The 26,315-nt window shown below is 71.0% G+C and carries 24 protein-coding genes; 9 read left to right on the top strand and 15 right to left on the bottom strand.

Annotated features, from left to right (window positions below):
- Positions 1-5: 5 nt before the first annotated feature.
- Entirely contained in the window at positions 6-1,643 is a 1,638-nt protein-coding gene (locus BJ988_RS08030; protein WP_179657550.1) for a glycoside hydrolase family 13 protein, read from the bottom strand.
- A 122-nt stretch (positions 1,644-1,765) separates the two neighbouring features.
- Positions 1,766-2,785: a LacI family DNA-binding transcriptional regulator gene (locus tag BJ988_RS08025; RefSeq protein WP_179657549.1), complete on the bottom strand. Its 1,020-nt coding sequence runs from the start codon at positions 2,783-2,785 to the stop codon at positions 1,766-1,768.
- Positions 2,786-2,874: 89 nt separating this feature from the next.
- Here BJ988_RS08025 and BJ988_RS08020 point away from each other — a divergent pair, with 89 nt between their 5' ends.
- From BJ988_RS08020 to BJ988_RS07995, 6 genes are all read left to right on the top strand, one after another.
- The gene (locus BJ988_RS08020; protein ID WP_179657548.1) at positions 2,875-3,564 is read left to right on the top strand and encodes an FCD domain-containing protein; all 690 of its coding nucleotides are present in this window, start codon (positions 2,875-2,877) and stop codon (positions 3,562-3,564) included.
- The gene (locus BJ988_RS08015) at positions 3,561-4,322 is read left to right on the top strand and encodes a creatininase family protein (protein WP_179657547.1); all 762 of its coding nucleotides are present in this window, start codon (positions 3,561-3,563) and stop codon (positions 4,320-4,322) included. The genes BJ988_RS08020 and BJ988_RS08015 overlap by 4 nt, the downstream gene beginning before the upstream one ends.
- Before the next feature lie 97 nt (positions 4,323-4,419).
- On the top strand, positions 4,420-5,400 hold the full coding sequence (locus BJ988_RS08010) for a CE1 family esterase (RefSeq protein ID WP_179657546.1): 981 nt from the start codon (positions 4,420-4,422) through the stop codon (positions 5,398-5,400).
- Positions 5,401-5,405: 5 nt separating this feature from the next.
- Positions 5,406-6,947: an AbgT family transporter gene (locus tag BJ988_RS08005; protein ID WP_179657545.1), complete on the top strand. Its 1,542-nt coding sequence runs from the start codon at positions 5,406-5,408 to the stop codon at positions 6,945-6,947.
- Between the two features lie 132 nt (positions 6,948-7,079).
- Positions 7,080-7,919 (top strand): rhodanese-like domain-containing protein, encoded by an 840-nt coding sequence (locus BJ988_RS08000; protein ID WP_179657544.1) that lies wholly within the window; start codon positions 7,080-7,082, stop codon positions 7,917-7,919.
- A 59-nt stretch (positions 7,920-7,978) separates the two neighbouring features.
- A complete protein-coding gene (locus BJ988_RS07995; RefSeq protein ID WP_179657543.1) occupies positions 7,979-8,854 on the top strand; it encodes an NAD(P)-dependent oxidoreductase in 876 nt (291 codons plus the stop codon).
- Here the strand turns inward: BJ988_RS07995 and BJ988_RS07990 are convergent.
- Entirely contained in the window at positions 8,843-9,259 is a 417-nt protein-coding gene (locus tag BJ988_RS07990) for a VOC family protein (RefSeq protein WP_179657542.1), read from the bottom strand. The genes BJ988_RS07995 and BJ988_RS07990 overlap by 12 nt on opposite strands.
- 61 nt (positions 9,260-9,320) lie before the next feature.
- Entirely contained in the window at positions 9,321-10,034 is a 714-nt protein-coding gene (locus tag BJ988_RS07985) for a TetR/AcrR family transcriptional regulator (RefSeq protein ID WP_425490821.1), read from the bottom strand.
- A 356-nt stretch (positions 10,035-10,390) separates the two neighbouring features.
- Between BJ988_RS07985 and BJ988_RS07980 the strand changes: the two genes are divergently transcribed.
- Together BJ988_RS07980 and nhaA are read left to right on the top strand one after the other, a co-directional pair.
- Complete coding sequence (locus tag BJ988_RS07980) at positions 10,391-11,098, top strand: hypothetical protein (RefSeq protein ID WP_179657540.1); 708 nt, start codon at positions 10,391-10,393, stop codon at positions 11,096-11,098.
- Between the two features lie 10 nt (positions 11,099-11,108).
- Complete coding sequence (gene nhaA / locus BJ988_RS07975; RefSeq protein ID WP_343051531.1) at positions 11,109-12,992, top strand: Na+/H+ antiporter NhaA; 1,884 nt, start codon at positions 11,109-11,111, stop codon at positions 12,990-12,992.
- Here the strand turns inward: nhaA and BJ988_RS07970 are convergent.
- Together BJ988_RS07970 and BJ988_RS07965 are read right to left on the bottom strand one after the other, a co-directional pair.
- A complete protein-coding gene (locus BJ988_RS07970) occupies positions 12,949-14,427 on the bottom strand; it encodes a hypothetical protein (protein WP_218860668.1) in 1,479 nt (492 codons plus the stop codon). The two genes, nhaA and BJ988_RS07970, sit on opposite strands and share 44 nt — an antisense overlap.
- A 77-nt stretch (positions 14,428-14,504) precedes the next feature.
- Entirely contained in the window at positions 14,505-15,077 is a 573-nt protein-coding gene (locus tag BJ988_RS07965; protein WP_179657539.1) for a DoxX family protein, read from the bottom strand.
- An 87-nt stretch (positions 15,078-15,164) separates the two neighbouring features.
- Here BJ988_RS07965 and BJ988_RS07960 point away from each other — a divergent pair, with 87 nt between their 5' ends.
- Positions 15,165-16,031 (top strand): hypothetical protein, encoded by an 867-nt coding sequence (locus BJ988_RS07960; RefSeq protein ID WP_179657538.1) that lies wholly within the window; start codon positions 15,165-15,167, stop codon positions 16,029-16,031.
- A 3-nt stretch (positions 16,032-16,034) separates the two neighbouring features.
- On the opposite strand, the gene BJ988_RS07955 is transcribed toward BJ988_RS07960, so the two are convergent.
- The 9 genes from BJ988_RS07955 to BJ988_RS07915 form a co-directional block, all read right to left on the bottom strand.
- Positions 16,035-16,283, bottom strand: coding sequence for a hypothetical protein (locus BJ988_RS07955; RefSeq protein ID WP_179657537.1), 249 nt, complete (start codon positions 16,281-16,283; stop codon positions 16,035-16,037).
- A 129-nt stretch (positions 16,284-16,412) separates the two neighbouring features.
- Positions 16,413-18,056, bottom strand: coding sequence for a helix-turn-helix domain-containing protein (locus tag BJ988_RS07950; RefSeq protein WP_179657536.1), 1,644 nt, complete (start codon positions 18,054-18,056; stop codon positions 16,413-16,415).
- Positions 18,057-18,227: 171 nt separating this feature from the next.
- Entirely contained in the window at positions 18,228-19,358 is a 1,131-nt protein-coding gene (menC, locus tag BJ988_RS07945; RefSeq protein WP_179657535.1) for an o-succinylbenzoate synthase, read from the bottom strand.
- Complete coding sequence (locus BJ988_RS07940; RefSeq protein WP_179657534.1) at positions 19,355-20,161, bottom strand: GNAT family N-acetyltransferase; 807 nt, start codon at positions 20,159-20,161, stop codon at positions 19,355-19,357. Before BJ988_RS07940 ends, menC begins: the two co-directional genes overlap by 4 nt.
- Complete coding sequence (locus BJ988_RS07935) at positions 20,158-21,294, bottom strand: M20 family metallopeptidase (RefSeq protein ID WP_179657533.1); 1,137 nt, start codon at positions 21,292-21,294, stop codon at positions 20,158-20,160. Before BJ988_RS07935 ends, BJ988_RS07940 begins: the two co-directional genes overlap by 4 nt.
- Positions 21,295-22,680, bottom strand: coding sequence for a serine hydrolase domain-containing protein (locus BJ988_RS07930; protein WP_179657532.1), 1,386 nt, complete (start codon positions 22,678-22,680; stop codon positions 21,295-21,297).
- Entirely contained in the window at positions 22,680-23,453 is a 774-nt protein-coding gene (locus tag BJ988_RS07925) for an ABC transporter ATP-binding protein (RefSeq protein WP_179657531.1), read from the bottom strand. Before BJ988_RS07925 ends, BJ988_RS07930 begins: the two co-directional genes overlap by 1 nt.
- Complete coding sequence (locus BJ988_RS07920) at positions 23,450-25,303, bottom strand: dipeptide/oligopeptide/nickel ABC transporter permease/ATP-binding protein (protein ID WP_179657530.1); 1,854 nt, start codon at positions 25,301-25,303, stop codon at positions 23,450-23,452. The genes BJ988_RS07925 and BJ988_RS07920 overlap by 4 nt, the downstream gene beginning before the upstream one ends.
- A complete protein-coding gene (locus tag BJ988_RS07915) occupies positions 25,303-26,304 on the bottom strand; it encodes an ABC transporter permease (protein WP_179657529.1) in 1,002 nt (333 codons plus the stop codon). The genes BJ988_RS07920 and BJ988_RS07915 overlap by 1 nt, the downstream gene beginning before the upstream one ends.
- Positions 26,305-26,315: the final 11 nt, after the last annotated feature.

Below are 26,315 nucleotides of genomic sequence, written 5' to 3'. Positions count from 1 at the left end.
GGGTCTCAGGTCGTGGGCCGCAGCCAGACCGCGGCATCGGGGGCGAGCCGGCCGGCCTCGAGCGGCGAGCTGGCGAGCCAGACGTGGTCGCTGCTCGGCAGCGCCACGGCCGTGTCGGTCAGGTTGACCACGCACGCGAAGTGCGCGCCGCGGCGGAAGGCGATGATCCCGGGACCGGCCTCGATCCACTGGAAGTCGCCGGAGGCGAGGTCGGGGTGCGTACGCCTGATGAGCAGTGCCATCCGGTGCAGGGACAGCATCGAGCGCGGGTCGGCCGACTGCGCCTGCGCGGTCAGCCGGGCCCAGCCGTCGGGCTGCGGCAGCCAGGTCTTCGTGCCCGGTGTGCTGAAGCCGTACGGAGGCCGGTCCCCGCTCCACGGCAGCGGCACCCGGCAGCCGTCCCGTCCGGGGTCGACTCCACCGCTGCGGAAGTGCATCGGATCCTGGATCCGATCGAGCGGGATGTCGGCCTCGTCGAGGCCCAGCTCCTCACCCTGGTAGAGGTAGTACGCCCCCGGCAGGCCCATCGCGAGCATCGCTGCCGCCCGGGCCCGACGCTCACCCAGAGCCCGGTCGGTGGGGATGCCGAAGCGCTTGGTCTCGAACGCGAACGCGGTGTCCACGCGGCCGTAGCGAGTCACCGGCCGGGTGACGTCGTGGTTGGAGAGAACCCAGGTGGCCGGTGCGCCGGCCTCGCCGTGCACGCGCAGGGTCGTGTCGATGGAGGTACGCAGCGCCTCGACGTCCCACGGCGCGGTCATGAAGTCGAAGTTGAACGCCGCGTGCAGGGCGTCGGGGCGCAGGTAGCGGATGAACCTGGCGGTGTCGGGGAGCCAGACCTCTCCGATCAGGGCCCGGTCGGTGCCGTACTCCTGCGCGATCCGCCGCCAGCCGCGGTAGATCTCCTGGAGCTCGTCGCGATCGACGTAGGGGTGCTCGCCCGGTCGCGGGTCGTCGGGGACCTCGGGGAGGGCCGGGTCCTTGGCGAGCAGCGCGGCGGAGTCGATCCGGATCCCGGCGACGGCGCGGTCGAACCAGAACCGCAGGATCTCCTCGTGCTCGCGGCGTACGTCCTCATGCTGCCAGTTGAGGTCGGGCTGCTCGGCGGAGAAGAGGTGCAGGTACCACTGCTCGGGGACGCCGTCGGGCGTCGTCAGCCGCGTCCATGGTGTGCCGCCGAACTCCGAGGTCCAGTCGTTGGGCGGCAGCTCGCCATCGGTTCCGCGGCCGTCTCGGAACCAGAACCGTTCCCGTTCGGGTGCACCCGGCCCGGCAGCGACCGCGGCCCGGAACCATCGGTGCTGGTCGGAGACGTGGTTGGGGACGATGTCGATGATCGTGCGGATACCGAGCTCGAGGGCGTCCTGGATCAGCGCCTCCGCCTCGGCGAGGTCGCCGAAGATCGGGTCGATCGCGCGGTAGTCGGCCACGTCGTAGCCGCCGTCGGCCATCGGCGAGGGGAACCACGGCGTGAACCAGATCGCATCCACCCCGAGGTCGCGCAGATAGGTCAGGTGTGCCCGGACCCCGGCGAGGTCGCCGGTGCCGTCGCCGTTGCCGTCGGCGAAGCTGCGCGGATAGATCTGGTAGATGGCCGCCGAGCGCCACCAGTCGGCGGGGCGCTCTCCGTGCTCAGTGCTCATCGCTTCGGGCTCCGCTTCAGCGGTAACTCACACTCGTGTGACAGCCGTCACCTTGACGGCGTGCAGCGACCGTAGAGCCAGCCACAGAAGGGGCGCAAGAACTTGACAGTGCGTAATTAATTTCAAGACTTTGCGCGCTGACTTGCGGGTCCGGTCGATCGTCGGACCACCAGCTCGCCCTCGAAGAGCAGCTCGTCGACCGGCCCGAGCGTGCCGTCGACCTGGCTCACGAGGAAATCGACCGCCGCCCGGCCCATCGCCTCGATCGGTTGCCGGATCGTGGTCAGCGGCGGGTCGGTGAACGCCATGAATGCCGAGTCGTCGAAGCCGATCACCGACACGTCTCCGGGCGTCGAGAGCCGGGCCCGGCGGACCGCCCTGACCGCACCCAGCGCAAGCGGGTCGCTGGCGCACACGATGCCGGTCGCGCCCTGCGCGACCAGCCGCGCCGCGGAAGCCTGTCCGCTCTGGAGCGAGTAGAGGCTGCGCACGACCAGATCCTCGTCGAACGGCACGCCGGTCCGGTCGCAGACGACGCGGAAGGCGGCCAGCTTGCGCTCGGAGGGAACGTGGTCGCGCGGTCCCAGAACCAGCCCGATCCGCTCGTGCCCCAGCGAGATCAGGTGCTCAGCAGCCTGCTCCATCGCATCGGCGTCGTCGCAGACCACCCGAGGAAAGGGCAGGTGGTCGATGGCCGCGTTGATGAGCACGACGGGCAGGTTGCGTCCGGCCAGACGGTCGTAGTGGGCATGGTCCGCGTCCCGCTGGGCGTAGGCGCCGCCGGCGAAGACGACGCCGGCCACCTGCTGCTCCAGGAGCAGATCGACGTACTCCGACTCGGTCACCCCGCCGGCGGTCTGCGTGCAGAGCACCGGGGTCAGACCTTGCTGCGCGAGGTGGGCACCGAGGACCTCGGCGAGCGCCGGGAAGATCGGATTCTGCAGCTCGGGCAGGACCAGTCCCACCAGCCTGGCGCGCTCGCCGCGGAGCTTCACCGGCCGCTCGTAGCCGAGCACGTCGAGCGCGGTCAGCACCCGCTCGCGGGTCGCCTCGGAGACCCCCGGCTTGCCGTTGAGCACCCGGCTCACGGTCGCCTCGGAGACCTTGGCACGGGCGGCTGCGTCAGCAAGACGTCTACTCATGAACGCAAGAATATAACTACTTTACGCAAGCTGTCTGCAAGCACCGCCTTCCTTGACGGATAATTCAATAAGTGATTTAGTCACTTCTTGTGACCAGCAACACAACATCGCTCTCTGAACGCATCGCCGACGGGATCGTCGCCATGATCGAGGCCGCCGGTCTCGAGCCTGGCGACGCCCTGGCGTCCTCCCGCGAGCTCGCCAAGCGGTTCGAGGTGACCACACCGACGATCCGCGAGGCGCTGCGCCGCCTCGAGGCGACCGACGTGATCCGCTTCCGCCACGGCTCGGGCACCTACGTGAGCGGCGGGGTGAACCGGCGGCTGCTGGTCAACCCGCACGTCTCGGAGTCGCGCAGCGAGTCCGTCCTGGAGCTCCTCGATGCCAGGATCGTGCTCGAGCCGCCGGTCGCGGCAGCGGCGGCCGCGCAGCGTACGGACCACGACCTCGCCGCGCTGACGTCCTCGGCCGACAACGCGCTCAAGCCGCAGTACGCCGACGAGCGCCCCGAGCTGCACTTTCACGTCGCGCTCGCCAGCGCCTCCGGCAACCTGCTGCTGCGAGAGACCGTCGAGGCGCTGTTGCAGGTCAGGGCACGCGACCAGATCGAGATCCGGCACCGCTACACCGACCGCGACCGCGACCACGCCGACCACCTCCGCATCGTCGAGGCCGTCCGCGACGGAGACGCCGACGCAGCGGCCGCGCTGACCCGCGAGCACCTGCTCGCGATCCGCGAGGCGCTCGCTGCCACCCTCGGCACGGAGCAGCCCCGATGACCGCGAAGCTCGCCGAGATGACCACCCTCGAGGCCGCGCGGGCCGCCGAGAGCGGGACCGTCGTGGTGATCCCCGTCGGCGCGTTCGAGCAGCACGGCGCCGGCCTGCCCTTGGCCACCGACCAGCTCCGTGCCGAGGCGCTCGCCGACGCGGTCGCGGAGGCGCTGCCTGGGAAGGTGGTGATCGGCCCCGGCGTACCGGTCGGGGTCTCACCACATCATCAGGCCTTCGCCGGCACGGTGAGCCTGCGCCCCGCGCTGTTCGCCGCCGTCGTCCGTGAGTACGTGGAGTCGCTGGCCGCCCACGGCTGGCACCGGTTCCTGGTCATCACCGGGCACGGGGGCAACAACGCCACGCTCGGCACCCTGGCCCAGGACCTGCTGCGCGACCGGCCCGACCTGGAGCTCGCCTGGGCACCGGTGACCGTGCTGGCCAAGGACACCGTGGCCGCCATGGAGCTGAGCCCGGTCAGCGGCCACAGCGGCGAGGCCGAGACCGCCCAGATGCTGCACGTCGCCCCCCACCTCGTACGCCGCGATCTGCTCACCCCGGGCACCACCACGCCCGACGAGCTCGATCCGTTCGCCCGGCTGGCCCGCTCGGTGAGCCATCCCGCCGTGGCCCTCCCCTACGACCGGCTCTCCCCCAGCGGCGTGCTCGGCGACCCCCGTCGCGCCACCGCGGAGGACGGCCGGGCGATCTTCGCCGAGGCCACCGACCGTCTTGTCGCCTTCATCAAGGAGTGGCTCGACACCTAGGCCACCGGCCTAGCCACACGCTCGGGACCCGACCGGGACGCACATCGCGTCGCCGGGCGATCCAGCACACCCGAAAACGCCCCGAAAGGAGCACGACATGTCCCCACGACACCTCCGCTTCCTAGCGCCGGTCATCGCCGTCACAGCCGTGGCTGGAGCGTCATTGACCCCCAGCGCCGTCACCGCCCTGGCTCCGGCCTCCTCCAGAGCCGGAGCAGAGACCGCCACAAACCGGACGCCGTGCGCCAAGCCCACGGACCAGGAGCCCGACAGCAGCCAGAAGCACGAGCTGACCAGCGGTGACCTCGAGCGCAGCTACGTCCTCCGCCTGCCCGAGGGCTACGACCGCCGCGACGACTGGCCGTTGATCGTCGCCTTCCACGGTCGCGGCAGCACCGGCGTGGAGGTCGAGGGCTACTCCGAGCTCTCCGACCTGCCGGCCGTGGTCGCCTACCCCGACGGCGCGATCGGCACCGGGTCCGGATATCGCAAGGCCTGGCAGGGCGCACCGTACGAGGCGCCCGGCGTCGACGACGTCGCCTTCACCGCCGACCTGCTCGCCGCCGTCGAGGCCGATCACTGCATCGACCCGACCCGCGTCTACGCCACCGGGAAGTCCAACGGCGGCGGTCTGGCCGCCCTGCTCGCCTGCCGGATGCCGGGTACGTTCGCCGCCGTCGCGCCGGTCGCGCCCGCGCTCTACCCGGGCACCCGGGCCGGGTGCGCCGAGGCACCCCCGACGCCGATCCTGCAGATCCACGGGGTCGCCGACGCCACCATCCCCTATGCGGGCGACGCCGACCGGGACCTGCCCGCCATCCCCGAGTGGATCCAGGGCTGGGCCGACCACAACGGCTGCACCACCAGCAGAACCCGCACCAACCGCGACGTCGCCACCACCCGCTGGGCCGGTTGCGACCAGGGCGCCGACGTCCAGCACGTCGCCGTCTCCGGCGGCGGCCACGTCTGGCCGGGCGCCAACATCTACTCCGGTGGCGGTCACGTCACCCGCACCATCGAGTCCGCAACGGTGATCTGGGACTTCTTCTCCCGCCACCGCCTCACCAGCGAAGGGTGACCCCGATGACCAGCACCGCAACTCCCACGGGCAGCGACAGACTGCCGTGGATCATCCGCGCCATGGGCGTGATCGAACGCGTCGGCAACGCCCTTCCGCACCCGTTCTGGCTCTTCTGGATCCTCGCCGCCATCCTCGCGGTGATCAGCGCGATCTGCGCCGCCGCCGGGGTCTCGGTGATCTCCCCCAGCGACGGTGAGGAGGTCGTGATCCAGAATCTGCTCAGCGGCGATGGCCTGGCGATGGCCGTCTCCACGATGGTCTCCAACTTCGCGGAGTTCCCGCCGATGGCGACCATCGTCGTGGTCATCATGGGCGTCGCCGTCGCCGAGCGCACCGGCTTCCTCACCGCCGCGATGAAGGTCGGGATCTCGCGGGTGCCGGTGGGCTGGGTGGTCTTCGCCGTGGCGTTCACCGGCACCGTCGCCCACGTGGCCTCGGCCGCGGCGTACATCATCCTGGTCCCGCTCGGCGGTCTCGCCTTCCGGGCGGTGGGGAAGTCCCCGATCCTCGGGATCGTGGTCGCCTACACCGCGATCGCGAGCGGGTACGACGCCAGCCCGATCCCGACCCCCAACGACGCGATCTTCGCCGGCATCACCACCGCCGCGGCCCAGATCGTCGACGAGAGCGCATACGTCTCCCCGGTCAGCAACTGGTTCTTCAACATCGCCTCCTCCATCTTGCTGGCCGCGGTGATCACCCTGATGACCAAGCTCGTCCTCTCCAAGCGGCCCGACCTCGACGCCGACGAGGACGCCGACGACGGCGACTTCGGCACCCTCGAGCTCGACGGCCGCGAGCGCCGGGCGCTCCGCTGGGCCCTGCTCACCCTCCTGGCCGCGATCGTGGTCATCGCCGCTGTGGTGATCCCGCCGTCCTCTCCCCTGCGCGGCGAGGACGGGTCGCTGACCGAGTCGCCGTTCCTCACCGGCATCGCCGCGATCGTCGCGATCCTCTTCGGCATCGCCGGCACTGTGTACGGCTCGCTGTCGGGTGCGATCACCAAGGCCGGTGACGTGCCGACGCTGATGGGCCAGGGGATCAAGCAGATGGCTCCGGTGCTGGTGCTGTTCTTCGCGATCGCCCAGTTCCTGGCCTACTTCGAATGGAGCCATCTGGGCGACGTCATCGCGGTCAACTCGGCTGAGGCGCTGCAGACCAGCAACATCCCGGTCTGGGTGATCTTCCTGCTCGTCCTGGCGCTGCTCAGCATCGTCAACATCATGGTGACCAGCGGTTCGGCGATGTGGTCGATCGCCGCACCCGTCCTCGTGCCCATGCTGATGCTGCTCTCGGTCCCGCCCGAGACCACCCAGGCGCTCTTCCGGATCGCGGATTCGGGCTCCACCGCGATCACCCCGATGAGCCCCTACTTCGTGATGGCCCTCGGCTTCCTGCAGCGCTACCGCAAGGACGCCGGCATCGGCACCCTCGCCTCCTACACGCTGCCGCTGGCGATCGCGATGAGTCTGGCCTGGACCGCACTGTTCTTCCTCTGGTGGGGCCTCGGGATCCCGCTGGGCCCGGGGGCGCCGGTCCGCTGAGCGGATCACGGTGCGGGACGCCGCCGCGTGTAACACGTTGTTCGTAGGACTACTCGCCCGTTATAACGACCGGATAGTCCTACGAACGACGTGTTACACGTGATGGCGCCACCCGACTGAAAAACTTCGACCGTGAACGTACTCATCAGCGCCGACGAGCTGGCCACCGCACTCGACTCCGACCGGTCTCCGGTCCTCCTCGACGTACGCTGGCAGCTCGGCGGCCCGCCGGGACACGAGTCCTACCTCGCGGGCCACCTGCCCGGCGCCGTCTACGTCGACCTCGACACCGAGCTGGCCCGCCACGGCGAGCCCGCCGACGGGCGCCACCCGCTCCCCGAGCTCGCCGACCTGCAGGCCGCGGCCCGCCGCTGGGGGATCTCCGCCGGTGACACCGTCGTCGCCTACGACGCCGCTGGGAACACCTCCGCCGCCCGCGCCTGGTGGCTGCTGTGTTGGGCCGGCGTTGCCGACGTACGCCTCCTCGACGGCGCCCTCGGCGCCTGGACCTCCGCGGGCCACCCGCTGGCCACCGACGACGTCGCACCCACACCCGGCACGGTGACGCTCACCCCGGGCCACCTGCCGGTGCTGCCGTTCGAGGAGGTCGAGACCTATCCGGGTCTTCTCCTCGATGCCCGCGCCGCGGAGCGCTATCGCGGAGAGGTCGAGCCCGTCGACCCGAAGGCCGGACACATCCCCGGCGCGGTCTCCGCGCCCACCGTCGACAACCTCGGCCCGGACGGCCGCTTCCTGCCGGCCGAGGACCTCCGGGACCGGTTCGCCGCGCTGGGCGTCGAGGCCGACTCCCCTGTGACCGCGTACTGCGGCTCCGGCGTCACCGCCGCCCATCAGATCGCTGCCCTGGCCATCGCCGGCTACGAGGCGGCGCTGTATCCGGGCTCCTGGAGCCAGTGGAGCAACCACGACCTTCCGGTCGCGACCGACCAGGTCGACGGCAACAACCCTTGACCTCAAGTCAACTTCATCTTTCAGGATGGTGACACACCACGAGAGATGGAGTTGAAACCATGGCGGAACGCAACGACCGATCAGCCGTCACCGTGATCGGGATGGGCAACATGGGCTCAGCGGTCGCGCGGGCATACCTCGAGCGCGGCTATCGGACCACCGTATGGAACCGCACGGCGGACAAGGCCGAGGCCATGGCAGACGCGGGCGCGCTGGTCGCCTCCACCGCGGCGAAGGCGGTGGCGGCGAGCCCGGTCACGATCCTCGTCCTCCTGGACAACACCGCCGTCGAGGACGTGCTCGAGTCCGTCGGCGACGCAGCTGCCGGCCGGACCCTGGTCAGTCTGACCAGCGGCTCCCCCGCCCAGGCGCGAGCGAACGCGTCGTGGGCGGTCGAGCACCAGGCCGCGTACGTCGACGGGAAGGTCATGGGAGATCCGCCCGACGTCGGCACGGCCAGGATCTCGCTGGCCTTCAGCGGCGATCGCAACGTCTTCGAGACGATCCGGCCGGAGCTCGACGAGCTCGGCTCCGTGACCTATCACGGGCCCGACGCCGGGCACGCGGCCGTGGAGTTCAACGCCCAGGTCGCGATGGGCTACGAGTTCCTGATCGGCTTCCTGCACACCCTCAACCTCGTCGAGAGCGAGGGCATGGACGTCGAGGCGTTCACCGAGCGGCTCGCCGGGTCGCTCGACGGCTACGCCGGGCTGCTGCAGATGATGGCCGGCGCGGTCAAGAGCGGGAGGTACGGCCCCGACCTCGGCTCGCTCGACGTCCAGGCCGCACTGATGGACGATCTGATCGGGCATCGGGAGGCAGCCGGCGTCGAGACCGTTCGGATGCGGGAGGTGAAGTCGCTGATGGACCGCCGGATCGCCCAGGGTCACGGCGACCAGGGCTTCTCCAGCATGTACGAGCTGCTACGCCTCTGAGGCCTGCGCCTCCCAGGCGGCGACCTCCGCCTCCGATCGGAGCACGCAGAGCTGGTTGCCCTCGGGATCGGCGAAGATCACCCAGCCGGTCCCGGGGCCGTACTTCCCACGGTGGTCGGCGAGCTGGGTCGCGCCGAGCTCGAGGAGACGCTCGACCTCCTCGTCGCGGGTGCCGGTGCGCGGGCGCAGGTCGAGGTGGATCCGCTTCGCGGGCAGCTCCGCGTCAGCCACCTCGATGAAGAGCAGCCGGTGGCCCGTCTCCGGGTCGAGGATCATGCACTCCTCGTGACCCGGCAGGTTCGGGTCCCCCTCCACGTCGACGTAGCCGAGCAGGGCCTTCCACCACTCCGAGAGCGCGTACGCGTCGTGGCAGTCGATGGTGGTGTGCGAGACGAAGAGGGTCATGCGGCCATCGAAGCCTACGGGCACACTCGAGTCCACCGGTTTCAGGCGAACTCAGGCGGACTCAGGCGGACTCGGCGACCTGCTCGTCCATGAACTGCGGGAGCAGCTCGATCGCGATCGGGGACGCGGCGTCGATCCGCTCCTGCGGCACGCCGCAGATCCGCAGGCAGGTGGCGGCGATCGCCCACGCCTCGCGGCACGGGATCCGCCGACCGGGCTCCTCGGTGCGCATGTTGATCACGCCCTCGACCTGCTGGATCAGCAGGTCACCCAGCTGCTTGCGACTGACCGTCGAGCGCACCGTCGTCGAGGCGACCTCGCTGGCCAGGTCCGCGTAGTGCGCGGCCAGCTCGGCGTGCTCGTTGCGGAACTCGTCGTAGACCTCGCACTTGGCCACGTCGGGCAGCTGGTAGAGCATGCCGACGTTGTGCGGCACGTCAGCCAGAGTGCGTACGTCGACGAGGACCAGCAGATAGAGCGCGGTCTCGAAGTCGAGCGGTGGCACGCGATTCAGGATCTTCTCCACCTTCTCCGTGGTCGGCCGGACCGACCGGCGAAGCAGCTCGCCGAGGATCTCGTCCTTCCCCGCGAAGTGGTAGTAGAGCGATGCTTGGCGGATGCCGACCACGTCGGCGATCTCGCGGGTAGACGTCGCCGCGAAACCCTGGGAGACGAACAGCTTTGAGGCTGCGTCCAGGATCTGGTCGCGCGGTGAGGTCGTACCTGAGTCGGGAACATGCCTAGGGCGGCCGGGCCGAGAGCGCCTAGTTGTCATGTTGCCCATCTAACTCTTCTCCGGACTTTCAAGGAAGACTTGAAAGGACTTTATCCTCTACAAATTATGAGCAATAGGACCTATTGGGCATAGCTAGAGTGGGCTATGTCCAGGATGTGCGTGTTTGCGTACGTCAGTACCCATTCGCATGCATCAGAAGCCCCCATGCACGGCTCGGTGACCGGGTCACGCCACGTGATTCTGCGCTTCCGTCCGGTTTCCACCTGCCGTCGAATGGGCTAACGACGTTGTGGATGACAGGTCACGCATCTGTTGGAAACTCGTGTAACGCCTGTGGCGACCGCCACTTGATGATCCAGCCACGCGCTCGATTTGCTCGTGCTTAGATCCTCCCCATGGTTCGCTGGAGCGCAGTCGCCACCGCCCTGTTGGCCCTCGCGGCCGGCGTCGCCGCTCCTTTCGCAACGGCAGGCTCGGCAGCCGGCGCAGCGATGCCACCGAACCCGTACGCCGGTCCCGACGGCACCTGGAACATGCACGGAGACGCCGGCGCCTCCGACACGACCCCGTTCGCAGGGCCCGGGGCTCGCACCTCCCCCGCACAACCGGTGGCGTTGCCCGCGGTGTGCCCGACGATCCTCAGCGGTGCCGACGGGATGGTGCAGGCGCTGTGCACCGAGTACATCGACCGGGCACCCAGGCTCTACCTCCTCGATCCGACCACGCTCCTACCCGTAGCCCGGCACCATCTCTCCGCCGGGTCCCTGCTCGGCGGCGTCTACGCCTACATCGACGACGAGTCGCGGCTCGTCACCGTCGACGGCTCCGGCTCGCTGCTCTGGCTGGCTCACTCCAAGTCATGGTTCGGCTGGTCGATCGACGTGGAGCGCAAGGTGCCGCTGAACCTCCCGGCGGATGACGCGGTCACCACGGTCGGACCGGGCTACGCGGCGTCGGCCCGCTGGCCAACACCCTGCAGATGGTCGGCACGATCCTCCCCGACGGCACCCTCCTCCAGGGCACGCTCAGCGGCCTGGTCGCCGTCCGGCGCTGAGGGACGCTCAGCGCGGACACTCGCGCTGAGCGACGCGCGGGCAGCCTAGGCTTGTCCCTGTGGGAGATGAGCAGACGCGCGGTCGTCGCGACGCGGACCTGACCGGGCAGCTCGGCACCACGCTGCGCCACTTCATGCACCTGGAGTCGACGAGCGCGGCGCTGCTGGTGGTCGCCTCGCTGCTGGCGCTGGCCTGGGCCAACTCGGCGTGGTCGCACGGCTACGAGCACCTGTGGGAGACGGTGCTCTCGGTCCGGTTCGGCGACATCGGGCTCTCGATGGACCTGCACCACTGGGTCAACGACGGGCTGATGGTGGTCTTCTTCTTCGTCATCGGCCTGGAGGTACGCCGCGAGCTCGCCGTCGGCGAGCTCACCGACCGTCGTCGCATGGTGGTGCCGCTGGTCGCCGGTGCCGGCGGGCTGCTCCTGCCCGCGATGATCTACCTGATGCTCAACCCCTCCGGCGAGGCGGCCCGCGGGTGGGGCATCGTGATCGGCACCGACACCGCCTTCCTGCTCGGCATGCTCGCGCTGGTCGGACCGTCCGTCTCGACCCAGCTGCGCATCTTCCTGCTCACGCTGACCGTCATCGACGACATCGTCGCGGTGAGCGTGATCGGGGTCGCCTACACCGAGAACCTCCGGATCGGACCGCTCCTGGTGGCCGGACTGGCGCTGGTCGGGATCTTCGTGCTCGACCGGGTGAAGGTGTGGCGGGCCGGGCCCTACGTACTGCTCGTCCTGATCGCCTGGGTGGCCACTCTCGGGGCCGGCCTGCACGCCTCGATCGCGGGGATGCTGGCCGGTCTGCTGGTGCCGGCCGCGGAGCCGACCCGGGCGCAGATGGAGGTCGCGACCTCGCGGTTCCGGGCGTTCCGGCAGTCGCCGTTGCCCACGCTGCAGCGCGAGACCCGCGACCAGCTGACCCGCACGATCTCGGTCAACGAGCGGCTCCAGGAGACGCTGCACATACCGACGAGCTACCTCATCGTGCCCGTCTTCGCGCTCGCCAACGCCGGCGTCGACCTGCGCAACGGCGTGCTCGGGGAAGCACTCAGCTCACCGGTGACCTGGGGCGTCGTCGCCGGCCTGGTGCTGGGCAAGACGCTGGGGATCGGCGCCGGAGCCCTGGCCGCTACTCGGATGGGGCTCGGCCGGCTGCCGCAGGGGGTCGGCGGCGGTCACGTCCTCGGCGGCGCCGCGCTGTCGGGGATCGGTTTCACCGTCTCGCTGCTGATCATCACTCTCGCCTTCGACTCCGAGACCCTGCAGCGCGACGCGATCGTCGGTGTACTCATCTCCGTCGTGATCGCCTCGGCGCTCGGCTGGCTGATCTTCCAGCTCTCCGCGCGCTTCCTCGGCCAGCGCGACGCGGCCCTGCCCAAGGTGCTCTCGCCACCGATCGACCCGGAGCGCGACCACATCTACGGCGACGAGGACGCCGAGGTCACCCTGATCGAGTATCTCGATTACGAGTGCCCCTTCTGCGCCCGTGCCACCGGCACCGCCAACGAGGTCCGCGACTACTTCGGCCCTCGGATCCGCTACGTCGTACGCCACCTCCCCCTCCCCCAGCATCCGCACGCCGAGCTGGCCGCCGTCGCCGCCGAGGCCGCCGCGCGACAGGGCAAGTTCTGGGAGATGCACCTGCACCTCTTCGCCAACCAGAACCAGCTCGAGCTCCAGGACCTGGCCGGCTATGCCGCTGTTCTCGGGCTCGACGTCGAGCAGTTCCTCCGCGACCTGGAGGACCCCGAGCTCGCCGAGCACGTCCGCGACGACATGGCCTCCGCCGAGGCCAGCGGCGCCCGCGGCACCCCGACGTTCTTCATCGGGCCTCATCGGCATGAGGGGCGTTACGACGCTCGCACCCTCATCGCTACGCTCGAGCGGGCGGCTACTGGGGAGACTGCGCGGCTCGGGATGCGCTCTCGGCGCTGAGCTGCTTCCGGTGGTCGAGCTTGCCGAGACCCCATCCCTCGCTGGTCGAGCCGCCGGAGCCGCTGGGCGGAGGCGTGTCGAGACCAACACAGTCGCGCCTGCGCAGCGCGAACCAGGCGGCGAGGACGACGATGAGGAGCATGACCACGTTGTGCGCGTACTTCGGTCCTGCCTCGACGTCGCCGATGAGCGGGAAGTACGTGAACGCCAGCAGGCCCCGCACGAGCAGGTAGGCGACCCCGACCGCTGCGGTGTGGCGGATCGTCCATGCTCCCGTGCGGGAGGCCAGGAGAACGAGGGTCCCGAGCGTCGCCGTCATCGCGCCTGCCAGGGCTACGCCGAGCCAGTTCGCGGGCAGCAGCTCGGGGACGAGCGCGAAGATCAGCGAGACGCCGAGGACCTGCCAGACGGCGGGTCCACGCGCATCGGGTCGGGCGTGGTCCAGGTGCCGACTCCGGCCGACGAGGGCGGCGCCGAGCAGCATGGCTGCGACGATTCCCGCGGTGACGAGCAGCTGGGTCGGGCTTCCCGAGCGTGACTCCGGGTCGGTCACGATCAGCGCCGCGGCGATGACATAGGCGACTGCGGCCAGGACTGTGCCGATCGGGCCCAGCCAGGGCTTCCGAGCTCGAGCGGGGGCCCATGCCTCGGCCAACGCCACCGGCGCGGCGAAGCTGAAGATCACGTGTCCGACGATGAAGGAGTAGGCGTTGTAGCCGCTGAGTCCCAGCGACGGGATCAGGGTCGGCTCCCGGTTCTCCTCCCAGCCCTCATAGCCGCCGTAGTCGGCGCTGAACAGCGACTGGTCGATGAGGCCGGCCTGGGCCGTACCCAACGCTGCGAAGACCAGCAACAGGCTCGGCCAGCCCCAGCCGAGGCGTCGGGCCAGCTCCCGGGCGAGCAACGCGGGTGCTCCATAGAGGGCGCCGAAGAAAACCAGCGCGAAGGCGATCCCGCCGGGATCGCCGGTGCTGTCCCCGTACGCCGCCAACAGCTCGGCCCCGACCCCGCACAGCACCAGCAGGCCCCCGATCTGGAGCACCTTGCCGCGATCGCGTCGAGCGCCTTCACCTGCCGTCCCCGCGCGCGAGCGCCGTGTCGCCAACCGTCGACCCAAGGGGTACGCCGCGGCAACCAGCCCCACCACCTGGACCCAGCGTGCGACGGCGACCGGCAGTCCGCGGTCACCGATCAGATCCGGCCCGATGCCGGCGCCGACGGAAGCGATCGTCACCACGGCCGCGGCCACCAGCCCGAGGATGGCACCGGCAGCGCCGCGCAGCCACCAGGCGGCCGCCGCGCCGACCAGCAGGATCGGCACGCCGGGCGGGATCCGGAGCCCGCCGTCCGACGTCGACGGGCCGACGACGCCCAGACCGATCAGGGCGAGCGCCGCGACCAGCAGTCCGGCCGGGCCCAGCCGTTGGTAGCTCATGGGTCCAGGCTATGAGCCCGTCCGCCCGGCCACATCGACCTTCGGTCGCTGCGAGCTCGACTTTGGTCGCAGCGGTCTCAGGCCTCCGGCGACGACTCCTCAGGCGACGACTCCTCAGGCGACGGCTCCTCCGCCGACGAGTCCTCCGCGACAGCGCCCTGACGCTGCGGGCGCCAGAACGCAGCGAGCAGGAGGGCCGTGCCGAGCACACCGCCGCCGAGCGCCACCGCTCCGCCGATCCAGCCGTCGTAGACGATGCCGAGGGCCGAGTCGAGCGAGATCGTCCCGGGGCCGGTGACGCCGATGACGACCGCGACGACGGCCAGGATCATCACGTACTCCCAGCCCTCCTTGAAGATGAAGAAGCCGTTCGGCCGGTGCGCCAGCAGCGCGGCGACGAGCATCACCCCGACGACACCGGCGGCAGCCAGCGGCGTGATGAGGCCCAGGATCAGGAGCACTCCGGCACCGATCTCGGTCACCACGCTCGCCCACGCCTGCAGGGTGCCGTGGCGCAGGCCGAGGCTCTCGAACCAGCCGGCGGTACCGGCGATCTTGCCGCCTCCGCGCCAGTGGTTGACGCCGTGAGCGATCATCGTGCCGCCCACGGCAAGACGGAGCAGCATCAGGGCAAGGTCGACGGGGTCCATCACAGAGTTCCTCTGGGTTGTGGGTTCGGATGGCCCACCCTAGTGGTCCGGCAAGCGAGTGCGGAGGGACGCCGTAGGCTCCCCCGAATGCTGCTGCTCGGAGTCGTTCTCGCGCTGGGATCGGCGTTCGCCCACGCTGCCTGGAACACGGCGTCGAAGACCATCGCGCCCGCGGGACGGCCGGCTCTGTGGGCGGTCGCGATCGTCGAGTTCTGCTTGGTCGTCACGGTCACTGCGCCGGTGATGGTCGTGCGCGGCCACGGCATCGCGGTGTCGTGGGAGCTCCTCCTGCTCTCGCTCGGCAGCACCGCGATGCACGCGCTGACCATGTGTCTGGTCCAGGTGGCCTACCAGGACTTCGACGTCAGCCAGATCTATCCGCTCTCCCGCGGTCTCGCGCCGGTGGTGGTGGCGCTCACCGGCATGGTGGTGCTCGGGCAGTGGCTGAGCTGGGCCCAGTGGGGCGGCGTACTCCTGATGGCGGCGGCGGTCGGGGCGCTGCTGTTCGAGACCGTCCGCACCCGAGGCTCACTGCAGGCGAAACCGCTGTTGTGGTCGGCCGGCATCGCCGTCTCCATCGCGGCGTACACGACCTATGACGGTTGGGTGGTCGTGGAGCGCGGCCTCGATCCGATCGCCTACTACGCCGTCGGCACAGTGATCCAGGTGGTGCTGTGGAGCGTGATCGTGCGCGGGAGGTACGCCGAGGGGCTGCGCCAGCTCAGGATCCATGCGCGGACGGTGGCAGCGCTCGCGGTGCTGATCCCCACCTCGTACGTCCTCGCCCTCTACGCCACCCTGCACGCGCCGGTGTCGCTGGTGGCGGCGGTACGCAGCTCGAGCCTGATCTGGGTCGCGCTCTCCGCCGCACTGGTGCTGCGTGAGCCGATCGGGAGGGTACGCGTCGCAGCGACGGTCCTCGCAGCGGCGGCTGTGGTCGCGATGGTCGTGTGAGGTTCAGGCACGGAGCCCGGGCCGGGCGATGAAGACGTAGAGGAGCGCCCCGATCCAGCCCAGGAAGATCATCAGCAGGACATAGAGGATCTTGCTCTGGCCGGCCGCGGTCCACACGCTGTCCGGTGTGCGGAGCGCCTGCACCAACATCATCAACCACCACACGGTGATTGCGCACCAAACCAGCAGCATGATGCCACCGATCAGGTACGCCCATTCGGCGCCGGCGGGCAGGCCGATCATCGGCGTCATGGCATCTCTCCCAGCTCGTGGTGATCGCGGTTTTCTCGACGGAGGACGGCTTCCTGCACATCGTCGACCACGCCAGGGACATTGTGATCACCGGTTGTTTCAGCGTCCACCTCAATCGGCTCTGACGGCTCAGCGCGGCGCCAGGATCCGCAGCTGCAGCATCGCCGCGAAACGCTGCTCGGGATCGGAGAGATCCAGGCCGCTGACCTGCTCGAGCCGGCGCAGCCGGTAGCGCAGCGTGTTCGGATGGATGAAGAGGGCCGCGGCGGCGGTGCGTACGTCGCCGTTGGCGTCCAGCCAGGCGTCCAGGGTCTCGGCGAGGCCGGAGTCGTTGCGCTCGTCGTAGTCGAGCAGCCGCGCGATCGGGCCGACCGGGCGCTCGCCTCGGGCGGCCGCGAGGTCGCGGAGCTCGAGGAGCAGCGACTGGGTGTAGACGTCGGAGAGCCGGGCGACCGAGCGAGACGCGGTCGCCGGGGCGACGCCGTCGCGGAGCACCCGCAGCGCCCGGTTGGCGGCCTCGCGCGAGGCGACGATCGCGCTGACGTCCGCAGCGACTCCACCGACGCCGACGACGACCGGCAGCCGGGCGCCCAGGCGCTCGCAGAACTCTCGGGCCAGCCGGGCCGCCCGCTCCTCGGGCTCGGCGCCGTCGCCAGGCAGCGGGACCAAGGCGTACGCGACGCCGCCGACGACCGCGACAGCCGAGGCCGGCACGGCGGCCGAGAGATGCACCGCGAGCGCGTCTGCCGCGCGCTGGAGGCTGCTGGCGCCACCCGGGTCGGGCTCGTGGTCCGTCGACGACTCGTGCCGCAGCGCCAGGGCGAGCACCACCACCGGCCGCCCGGCGAGCCCCAGCCGGCCCAGCGCGTCCCGGGCGCCGGCACCGCCCTCGAGCACCGAGCTGACCAGATCCGTACGCAGCCGCCGCTGCACATCGGCGCCGGCCCGCACGCGCAGCATGTGGAGAGCGACCAGGCTGGCGGCATCGCGCAACGCCGCGCTCCGCTCGGGCGTGACCTCGCCGTCCATCGCGGCCCAGATGGAGCCGAGGACCTCGTCGCCGGCGCGTACGGCGATCGCGACGCGCTGCTTGCTGATCCTGTCCTCATCGAGCCGGGCCGGGTCGACGACGACGGGCCGGTGCTCCCGGTAGAGCTCGCGGAAGACACCGAGCTCGGTGAGCATCCGGGCGTAGCGTTCGGGCACCTGGCGGCCGATGACCGTCTCGACCCGGGAGGCGTCGGCCTCGTCCTGACGGCCGGAGAAGGCGAGCACCCGGGAGCTGCGGTCCTCGATCGTCACCGGTGCGTCCAGCAGCGCGCCGATCGCGTTGGCGACCGCGAAGAGGTCGCCCGAGGGCAGCCCGCCGAGGGTCTCGGCCTCGGCCGGGCCGATGTCACCCTCGGCCAGCAGCGAGCGCAGCAGCGCGGTCAGCTGTGCCCAGGTCGCCCCGCGACGCAGCCCGAGCAGGGCGATCCGGGCGTCTTCGACCGCGGCCGACAGGTCGCTGGTCAGCACGACCGGCGCGCGTACGACCAGCCCGACGGCCCCACGGCGCCCGACCTCCCGGACGAGCCCGGGCAGGTCGCCCGCCGGCACCCCGACGGCCAGGACGAGCGCTCCGGCAGGATGGACCGGCTCGTCGTCGGGGTCGTGGATGACCACTCCCCCGATATCGCCCTCGTGGGCCGGGTCGCCGGCCAGCAGCTCCAGCAACGAGTCGCCCAGATCGTCGAGGACTCGCCCCAGACTCGCGCGCGGACGAGGACTCACGCCCGCATCTTAGAGGTCGCGGGGGCAGGGCCGCCTGCTACGCGCCGCGATACGGGCACGCTGGCTGCGTTGTCGCCTCTCGACGGTGCAACCAGACCGCATTCGAGGCTCCGCCTTGCCATCGCGCCCGTCTCGCGACGCTCGCGACGGCGCCCCTACCCCCGCGACCTCTTAGGTGTTTGCTGAGCCGAGCGGGATCCATTCGGTCGAGGTGGTGAACGACGCCAGCGCCTCGGGCACCGGGGTGACACCCAGGCCCGGCCCGGTCGGGACGGTCATGTGGCCGTCCTCGATCGTGAGCGGCTCGGTGATGTCGGTGCGGTAGAAGCGGTCGGAGGCGGAGATGTCGCCGGGCAGCGTGAACCCCGGCAGCGCCCCGAGCGCGGCGTTGGCCGCGCGACCGAGGCCGGTCTCGACCATGCCACCGCACCAGACCGCGAGTCCGTGCGCGGCAGCGAGGTCGTGGATGCGTACGGCCTCCAGGTAGCCGCCCACCCGGCCGGGCTTGATGTTGATGATCGAGCAGGCGCCCATGCTGATCGCGGCGGCCGCGGTCTGGGCCGAGACGATCGACTCGTCGAGGCAGACCGGCGTGCGGATCTGGCGGGCGAGCGTCGCGTGGCCGAGCACGTCCTCCTCCTCCAGCGGCTGCTCGATGAGCAGCAGGTCGAACGGGTCGAGCCGGGCCAGGTGGCGGGCGTCGCGCAGCGTGTAGGCGGTGTTGGCGTCGACCTGCAGCGGGATGTCACCGAAGCGCTCCCGGACCGCGGCGACGGGCTCGATGTCCCAGCCCGGCTCGATCTTGAGCTTGATCCGCACATAGCCGGCGTCCAGGTAGCCGCCGACCACCTCCAGCAGCTGCGGGACGGAGTCGAAAATTCCGACCGAGACGCCGCTCGGCACCCGATCGTGCACAGCGCCCAGCTCGCGCGCCCAGGAGCGCCCGGCCGCGCGCAACTCCGCGTCGAGCACCGCCATCTCGAGCGCCGCCTTCGCCATCCGGTGTCCCTTGAACGGATGCAGGACCTTCCCGATCGCGTACGCCCCGTGCTGCTCGAGCTCGCCGGGGGCCGCGGCCAGGGCCGGGAGCAGGAACCGGCGGAGCACGTCGGCGGTCGCCTCGACGTACTCGGACGAGTAGAACGGGTCGGCCATCGCGACGCACTCGCCCCAGCCCTCGCTCTGCGAGGTCACCGCCCGCAACAGCAGGATGTCGCGCTCGGTCTGGGTGCCGAAGGAGGTCCGGAACGGCGACACCAACGGCATCGACACCCGGCGCAGCTCCACGCCTTCCAGCTTCATTCGGTTCCTTCCGTCGGGGTCGTGCCGACCAGTAGATAGCCCTTGTCGCGGTCGAAGCCGGCCAGTCGGCCCGACTCCAGGCCGCTCAGCAGCTGCTCGCGGACCTTCGTACGCCACTCCCGGGCCTGGGCGGGGTCGGAGATCCGCAGCGCCTCGATGTCAGCGGGGATCTCGACCCACGATCCACCGGCCGCATCGGCGACCTCGGCCGGACGCCCGTCGCACGCGGCCGCCACCTCCGGTGAGTCCAGGCGCCAGTGCACCAGGATCCGGTCGCTGGCGTCCTCGGCGTCGTTGATGCCGTCGGCCATGGAGCCGTAGAAGTCCGGGAGGTACTCCGCGCCGCGCGCGCCCAGCTTGCCCAAATTGAAGTAGGCGTTGCGGGCCACCAGCGGGTCGTAGGTCCACTCCATCAGCGTGATGCCGCGCTCCAGGCACCACGCCCGCTGGTGCAGCTTGAGCGCGAACCCGGCGTGCCTGCCGGCCATCGCCGGGACCACGCCGGCGATGTGGCTGTGCATCGCCCGGGCCGACGGCACCGAGTGGAACCCGACGCAGACACCGACCATCTCGCCGCCGGTCCCGTCGGTCCCGTCCGCACAGTCGAACGCCCCTACGACGTAGCCCTCGGCCTTGCGCATCGCGCGCATCAGCTCGGACCCGAGCGGCGGGTTGTCGGGCACTCCCCAGATGCCGGCGAGCACCCGCTCGGCCCGTTGCAGCTCGCTGATGTCGTCGAGCTCACGGACGGTGATCCGGGCAGCCGCAGCGGCCCGTTCGTATGCCCCCCACGCCTCGGTCACGGCCTGCCTCCCGCAGGATCGGCTGGAGGATCAACCAGCAGCTCGGCCAGCAGTCCGTACAGCAGGGCCGTGCGGTCGACCAGCCGGTCGACCAGGACGTGCTCGTCCTCCGCATGTGCCCCGCCACCCACCGCGCCGAGCCCGTCGAGCGTCGGCGTGCCGACCCCGGCGGCGAAGTTGCCGTCGGAGGCTCCGCCGACGGCCGCCTGTTCGGGCACCGGCAGCCCGAGCCGGGCGGCGACCTTGGCGGCGCGCTCGAACAGCGCCTTCGACAGCGCCTCCTCCAGCGGTGGCCGGTTGATCCCGCCGTGCACGACCAGCTTGGCGCCCTCCAGCACCGGCGTCAGAGCGCGGATCCCGGCGTCGACCCGCTCCTGCTCGACCCCGCTCCAGGCGCGTACGTCGACCGTGAACCGAGCCGCACCGGGCACCGTGTTGAGCGTGGTTCCCGCCGTCGCGGAGGTCGGCGTCACCGTCGTGCCCGCAGCCTGGTCAAAGAGCGCGGCCACCGCCGGCACCTGGTGGGCCAGCTCGAGGGTCGCGTTGACGCCCTTCTCCGGCTCCAGGCCGGCGTGAGCGGCGCGCCCGACGACCTCGATCTCGTACATCGAGGTGCCCTTGCGGGCTGTCTTGAGCGCTCCCCCGTCCGCTGAGGCCTCGAGCACGAGCACGGCCGACGCCTCCCGGGCCTCGGCCTCGATCAGCGCGCGTGAGGACGGCGAACCGAGCTCCTCGTCGCCCGTGACGAGGACGCAGACGCCGTCGGGAGCCGGCAGCGCGGCCACCGCGTGGAAGGCCATGACCAGCCCGGCGAGCATGTCGAAGCAGCCCGGGCCGCGCAGGACACCGTCGCTGACGGCGTACGGGATCCGTTCCAGGGTGCCGTGGGGCCAGACCGTGTCGTGGTGACCGAGCACCAGGACGTGCGGCCCGGGCCCGAAGCGCCAGCGCAGATGGGTGGCCCCGTCCACGACCAGACGCTCCGGCGGGACGCCGAGATGGGCTGCGCCGAGGCGCGCGACGACCTCGGCCGAGCGCGCGACGGCGTCCAGGTCGGAGGATGGTGACTCGATCTCGACCAGCTCCCGGATGTCGTCCAGGAGCCGGTCGAGATCGATCTGAGGTTGACGCATTCAGGCCTTCTTCGGGGTCGCGCGGGCGCCGAAGTGGAGGTACTCCTCGCCGGTCGGCAACGTGTAGAAGCGTACGGGGAAGTACGCCGAGGACTTGTCGGGCTTGACGGCGAAGATCGCCTCGGCGACCGGGACCAGCTCGTGCACCTCCGGTTCGGAGGCCCCCTCGATCTCGGCGATGGGCCCCGAGACGGTCGTACGCATCACCGGCCTGCCGTCGAGGACCAGGACCTCCTCCAGCACCGACTCGCGGGAGTACTCGCCGAGGAACGGCGTGATGTCGACCTCCGGCGCGTCGGCGGGGACCTCGAAGCGGTCCGGGAGGCGTACGTCGGCGAGCTCGGCGAAGATCTCCTCGAAGAGGTCCTGGTAGAGCGCGATGGCGCTGGCGACATTGGTGTTGAGCGAGACCGCGATGCCGGCCTCGGGGAGCAGCCGCAGGAACGCGGCCTGCCCGATGGTGTTGCCGTCGTGGCCGATAGCGCGGGCGCCGTGCCAGTCGCAGCGGAACCAGCCCAGTCCCCAGGAGTCGCCTAGCAGGTCCTTCTCCGGGCACTCGACCTGGAAGTCAGCCATCGCCGCCACGGACTCGGCGGAGAGCACCCTGGTGCCGTCCTTGGCCAAGCCGCCGGTCAGGTGCATCCGGGCGAAGGCGAGCACGTCGCCGGCGGTCGCGGTGATCAGGCCGGCCGGCCCGACCGAGCGCGGCAGCCCCCAGACCGGAGCAGGGGCGATGTCCTCGCCGGTGCCGAGATGGCCCATGGCGACCGCGTGGACCATCGCCTCCTCCGGCAGGGTGCCGGTGTGGGTGAGGCCGAGCGGGCTGAAGAGCCGATCCCTCATCGCCTGGTCCCAGGTCTGCCCGGTGACCACCTCGATGACCCGGCCGAGCAGGACGTAGCCGGAGTTGCAGTAGGACCAGGTGGCCCCCAGCGGGTGGTTCTGGGCAGCCTCGCCGAGCCGGGCGGCGTACTTCTCCAGGACGTCGTCGCCGCGACCGGTGTCGGTGAAGACGTCGCCGTCGATGCCGCTGGTGTGGGTGAGCAGGTGATGGATCGTGACCTTCTCGGTGACCTCCGGGTCACGCAGGTCGAGGTCCTCGATGATCTCCTTGACCGGGGTGTCGAGAGCGAGCCTGCCCTCGTCGACCAGCTGCATCACCACGGTCGCGGTCCAGACCTTGGAGATCGAGCCGATCTGCCAGACCGAGTCGGTCGTGGCGGGCTGGCCGGTGCCGAGGTGGAGCACTCCGGTGGCGGTGGTGAACAGCTCGTCCTCGGCGCCGTCGCGGCCGACCCGGAGGATGCCGAGCTGGGCTCCAGGGACGCCGTGCTTCTTCGTCAGCTCGGTGAGTCGGGCCAGCCAGTGGGCGGAATCGATGGTCATCAGATCTCCTTCTCGGGGGTGTGCGGAGTCCCGCCCGGTACGGCGGCGAGAAGCTCTCGGGTGTAGTCGTGGGTCGGGTTCTCCAGTACGTCGGCGGTCGGCCCGTGCTCGACGATGCGTCCCTCGCTCATCACCGCGACCGTGTCGGCCACGTAGCGCACGACGGCCAGGTTGTGGGAGATGAACAGCATCGAGAGCCCGAGCTCGCGCTGCATCTCCCGGACGAGGTTGAGTACGGCGCCCTGAACCGAGACGTCGAGGGCCGAGGTGATCTCGTCGGCGATGAGCACCTCCGGCTTCCCGGCGAGCGCCCGGGCCAGAGCGACGCGCTGCCGCTGGCCACCGGAGAGGCTGCCCGGGCGCTGGGTGGCACGGCCGGGATCGAGGTGGACCAGGTCCAGGAGCCTGGCGACCTCGCTCGTCCTCTCGGCACGCGACGGCCGTCCGGGCATCGCCTCGGCAATGCTCTCGCCGACGCTCATCCGCGGGTCGAGGGAGGAGTAGGGATCCTGGAAGACCATCTGGACGCCAGGGCGCCGGCGCCGGGAGCGCCGACCGGCCGGGGTGCCGTCGCCGAGGCTGTTCTCGATCAGGATGTGCCCACCGCTGACCGGCACCAGTCCGACGGCTGCCTTGGCGAGCGTCGACTTGCCCGACCCGGACTCCCCGACCAGGCCGACGATCGTGCCGGCGGGCACCTCCAGGCTGACCTCGTGGAGCACCTGGGCGCGGCCGAACCGGACGCTGACCTGGTCGAACCGCATGCCACTCATACCCTCACCCGCTTCTCCAGCTCGACCGGTAGCGGCTCGCCGGCGTGCCAGCACGCCACTCCGTCGACGAGCGCCGGCTCCTCGCTCAGGCACCGGTCGGTGGCGAGCGGGCACCGGGCGGCGTACGCACATCCGGGCGGCATGGCAGCGGGGTCGACCGGCTGGCCGGGGATGGTCGCCAACGGCTCGTCCAGAGCCGTGGTCATCGACGGGACCGCCGCGACCAGCGCCCGGGTGTAGGGGTGCCGGGCACCGGAGCGGAGGTCGGCGGCGGCGATCTCCTCGACGATCCGGCCGGCGTACATCACCAGCACCCGGTCGCAGACCTCGCCGATGACAGAGACGTCGTGGGAGATCAGCAGAAGCGCGGTGCCGTGCTCGCGGCGTACTTCCTCCAGGAGCCTCAGGACCTGCTTCTGGACGGTGACGTCGAGCGCGGTCGTCGGCTCGTCGGCGATGATCAGCCGCGGCGCGCCCATCAGGCCCATCCCGATCATGGCGCGCTGGCGCATGCCGCCGGAGAGCTCGAACGGGTAGGCGTGGGCGGCCCGTTCCGGGTCTCGCAGATGCACCGCCCGGAGCCGGTCGACGGCCCGGGCGAGCGCGTCGCGCCACCCGAGACCCTGATGGAAGCGGCTCACCTCGGCGAGCTGCCGGCCGACCCGCATGGCCGGGTTGAGCGAGGTCATCGGGTCCTGGAACACCACCGCGAGCGAGGTGCCGAGCAGGTCGTCGTGCTGGCCGCCGTCGTTCAGGTCGGTGCCGCAGAAGGTGACCTCGCCGGTGACCCGGCCCGGCTCCTCGACGAGCTGGGCGACCGCGAGCGCGGTCAGGGACTTGCCCGACCCGGACTCCCCCACGATCCCCACGGCCTCGCCGGTACGCAGCGAGAGGGACACCCCGCGGACGGGGGTCACCGGGGCCGACGGAGCGGGGAAGGCGACAACGAGGTCACGTACGTCGAGCACCGTGTCCTCGGCAGGCGCGGCTTCCTTCGGGAGGGCCGAGCGGACCGGCACCGACCAGGCCCGGGGCCCGACGACCGGCGTGATGCCGAGCGCCCCGGCGACCGCCTCTCCGGTGAGGTTGAAGGCCAGTCCTGCGATGACGACCGCGATGCCCGGCGCCAGGGCCGCGAGCGGGTGGACGTAGATCCCAGCGAGGCCGTCCTGCATCAGCCGCCCCCAGTCGTAGGCGGGCGCCTGCACACCGAGACCGAGGAACGAGAGCCCGGCGAAGGCGAGCAGCGCGCCCCCGGCGCCGATGGTGGCGTTGACGACGAGCGGCTCGGCGACGTTGGGCAGCACGTGTCGCCACAGGATCCGGATCCGGCCCAGGCCCGCGATCTGCGCCGCCGCGACGTAGTCACGGGAGGCGATGCCCGCGATCAGCGTCTGGCACAGCCGGGCGAAGGTCGGTGCGCCGGCGAACCCGATCGCCAGCACCGCTCCGCGGGTCCCGACCCCGAAGACGGTGGCCAGGCAGAGGACGAGGAGGAGTCCGGGGAAGGCGACCAGGATGTTGACCAGCGCCGTCACCGGTCGCCCGAGCCGCGGTCCGAGCAGCCACGGCAGCGAGCCGAGCACCAGCCCGACGCTCACCGCGATCGCCGTCGCCAGCAGTGCCAGGCTGACCGAGAGCCTGGTGGCGACCAGCACCCGCAGAAACAGGTCGCGGCCGAGGTTGTCGGTGCCGACCCAGTGCTCCGCCGACGGCCCGGCGAGCAGCTGGTCGGTGTCGACGACGGCCGCCCGGTCGCCGACCAGCACCGGAGCCAGGACGGCGAGCAGCAGCACCCCAGCGAGCAGCGCCGCGCCGACGGCTCCTACCGGCGTACGCAAGGCCCTCATCACGCCTCCCCGATCGTCGAGCGGGGATCGAGGAGCGCGAGGGCGACGTCGACGAGCGTGTTGACCACCAGCACGATGACGCCGTAGACGAGCACAGTGCCCTGCACGACCGGATAGTCCTTGGTGACGATCGACTGGACGATCGTGCTCCCCAGCCCCGGCCAGGCGAAGACGTTCTCGACCAGCACCGTGCCCGCGACCATGGCGGCCAGGAGCATCCCACCGAGGGTGAGCGTCGCGGTGACCGCGTTCGGCAGGGCGTGGACCAGGTGGATCCGGCGCGCCGGGAGCCGTTTGGCTCGTGCGGTGCGGACGTAGTCGGACTCCAGCACCGCGATCATCTCGACGCGTACGATCCGGGCGAGCACCGCCGCCGGGCCGATCGCGAGGGCCAGGACCGGCAGCACGTAGGAGGCGGCACCGTCCGTCCGGCCAGCGACCGGGAACCAGCCCAGACCCACCGCGAAGACCGCCACCAGGATCACGCCGACCAGGAAGTCGGGGATGGAGCCGAGCACGACGCTGGTGGAGGAGAACCCCAGCGACGTACGCTGCCGGCGCCCGCGCCGGGTCGCGACCGCCACGGCGACACCGAGCGGGACGGCGATCAGGAGGGCGAGAGCGAAGGCCAGCAGCCCGAGCGAGACGGTGGCGCCGAGCCGCCGGCCGATGGTCTCGCCGACCGGCAGCTGGGTCTGGATCGACTCCCCGAGATCACCGCGGAACAGGCCGCCGAGGTAGTGCAGATACTGCGTCAGCAGCGGGTCGTCGAGGCCGAGCTCGTGCCGGCGCGTCTCGACGAGGTCGGCCGGCGCCGTCATCCCGAGCGCGGCCCGCACCGGGTCGCCCGGCACCAGGTGGATCATCAGGAACGCCGCGGTGACCAGGACGAACAGCGACACCAGCAGCCGGCCACCGCGGCGCAGGGCGAACCGGGTCCACCGTCCGCCGAACCCGAGATCCAGCCCGGGGCGGGAGGCCGTCGATGCCGCGACCGCCATCAGCCCCTCCC

This window comes from Nocardioides panzhihuensis (assembly GCF_013408335.1).
Classification (GTDB): domain Bacteria; phylum Actinomycetota; class Actinomycetes; order Propionibacteriales; family Nocardioidaceae; genus Nocardioides; species Nocardioides panzhihuensis.
This window is presented reverse-complemented; position numbering and strand designations above follow the sequence as displayed.

Coding starts and splice junctions, on each gene's coding strand:
- BJ988_RS07985 (WP_425490821.1), bottom strand. CDS start 10,034: ATGACAACTAGGCGCTCTCGGCCCGGCCGCCCTAGGCATGTTCCCGAC.
- BJ988_RS07920 (WP_179657530.1), bottom strand. CDS start 25,303: ATGAGGGCCTTGCGTACGCCGGTAGGAGCCGTCGGCGCGGCGCTGCTC.
- menC (WP_179657535.1), bottom strand. CDS start 19,358: ATGAAGCTGGAAGGCGTGGAGCTGCGCCGGGTGTCGATGCCGTTGGTG.
- BJ988_RS07970 (WP_218860668.1), bottom strand. CDS start 14,427: ATGAGCTACCAACGGCTGGGCCCGGCCGGACTGCTGGTCGCGGCGCTC.
- BJ988_RS08010 (WP_179657546.1), top strand. CDS start 4,420: ATGTCCCCACGACACCTCCGCTTCCTAGCGCCGGTCATCGCCGTCACA.
- BJ988_RS07915 (WP_179657529.1), bottom strand. CDS start 26,304: ATGGCGGTCGCGGCATCGACGGCCTCCCGCCCCGGGCTGGATCTCGGG.
- BJ988_RS08005 (WP_179657545.1), top strand. CDS start 5,406: ATGACCAGCACCGCAACTCCCACGGGCAGCGACAGACTGCCGTGGATC.
- BJ988_RS07925 (WP_179657531.1), bottom strand. CDS start 23,453: ATGAGTGGCATGCGGTTCGACCAGGTCAGCGTCCGGTTCGGCCGCGCC.
- BJ988_RS08025 (WP_179657549.1), bottom strand. CDS start 2,785: ATGAGTAGACGTCTTGCTGACGCAGCCGCCCGTGCCAAGGTCTCCGAG.
- BJ988_RS07965 (WP_179657539.1), bottom strand. CDS start 15,077: ATGGACCCCGTCGACCTTGCCCTGATGCTGCTCCGTCTTGCCGTGGGC.
- BJ988_RS07995 (WP_179657543.1), top strand. CDS start 7,979: ATGGCGGAACGCAACGACCGATCAGCCGTCACCGTGATCGGGATGGGC.
- BJ988_RS07930 (WP_179657532.1), bottom strand. CDS start 22,680: ATGACCATCGATTCCGCCCACTGGCTGGCCCGACTCACCGAGCTGACG.
- BJ988_RS07960 (WP_179657538.1), top strand. CDS start 15,165: ATGCTGCTGCTCGGAGTCGTTCTCGCGCTGGGATCGGCGTTCGCCCAC.
- BJ988_RS07935 (WP_179657533.1), bottom strand. CDS start 21,294: ATGCGTCAACCTCAGATCGATCTCGACCGGCTCCTGGACGACATCCGG.
- BJ988_RS08030 (WP_179657550.1), bottom strand. CDS start 1,643: ATGAGCACTGAGCACGGAGAGCGCCCCGCCGACTGGTGGCGCTCGGCG.
- BJ988_RS07955 (WP_179657537.1), bottom strand. CDS start 16,283: ATGACGCCGATGATCGGCCTGCCCGCCGGCGCCGAATGGGCGTACCTG.
- BJ988_RS07980 (WP_179657540.1), top strand. CDS start 10,391: ATGGTTCGCTGGAGCGCAGTCGCCACCGCCCTGTTGGCCCTCGCGGCC.
- BJ988_RS08015 (WP_179657547.1), top strand. CDS start 3,561: ATGACCGCGAAGCTCGCCGAGATGACCACCCTCGAGGCCGCGCGGGCC.
- BJ988_RS07990 (WP_179657542.1), bottom strand. CDS start 9,259: ATGACCCTCTTCGTCTCGCACACCACCATCGACTGCCACGACGCGTAC.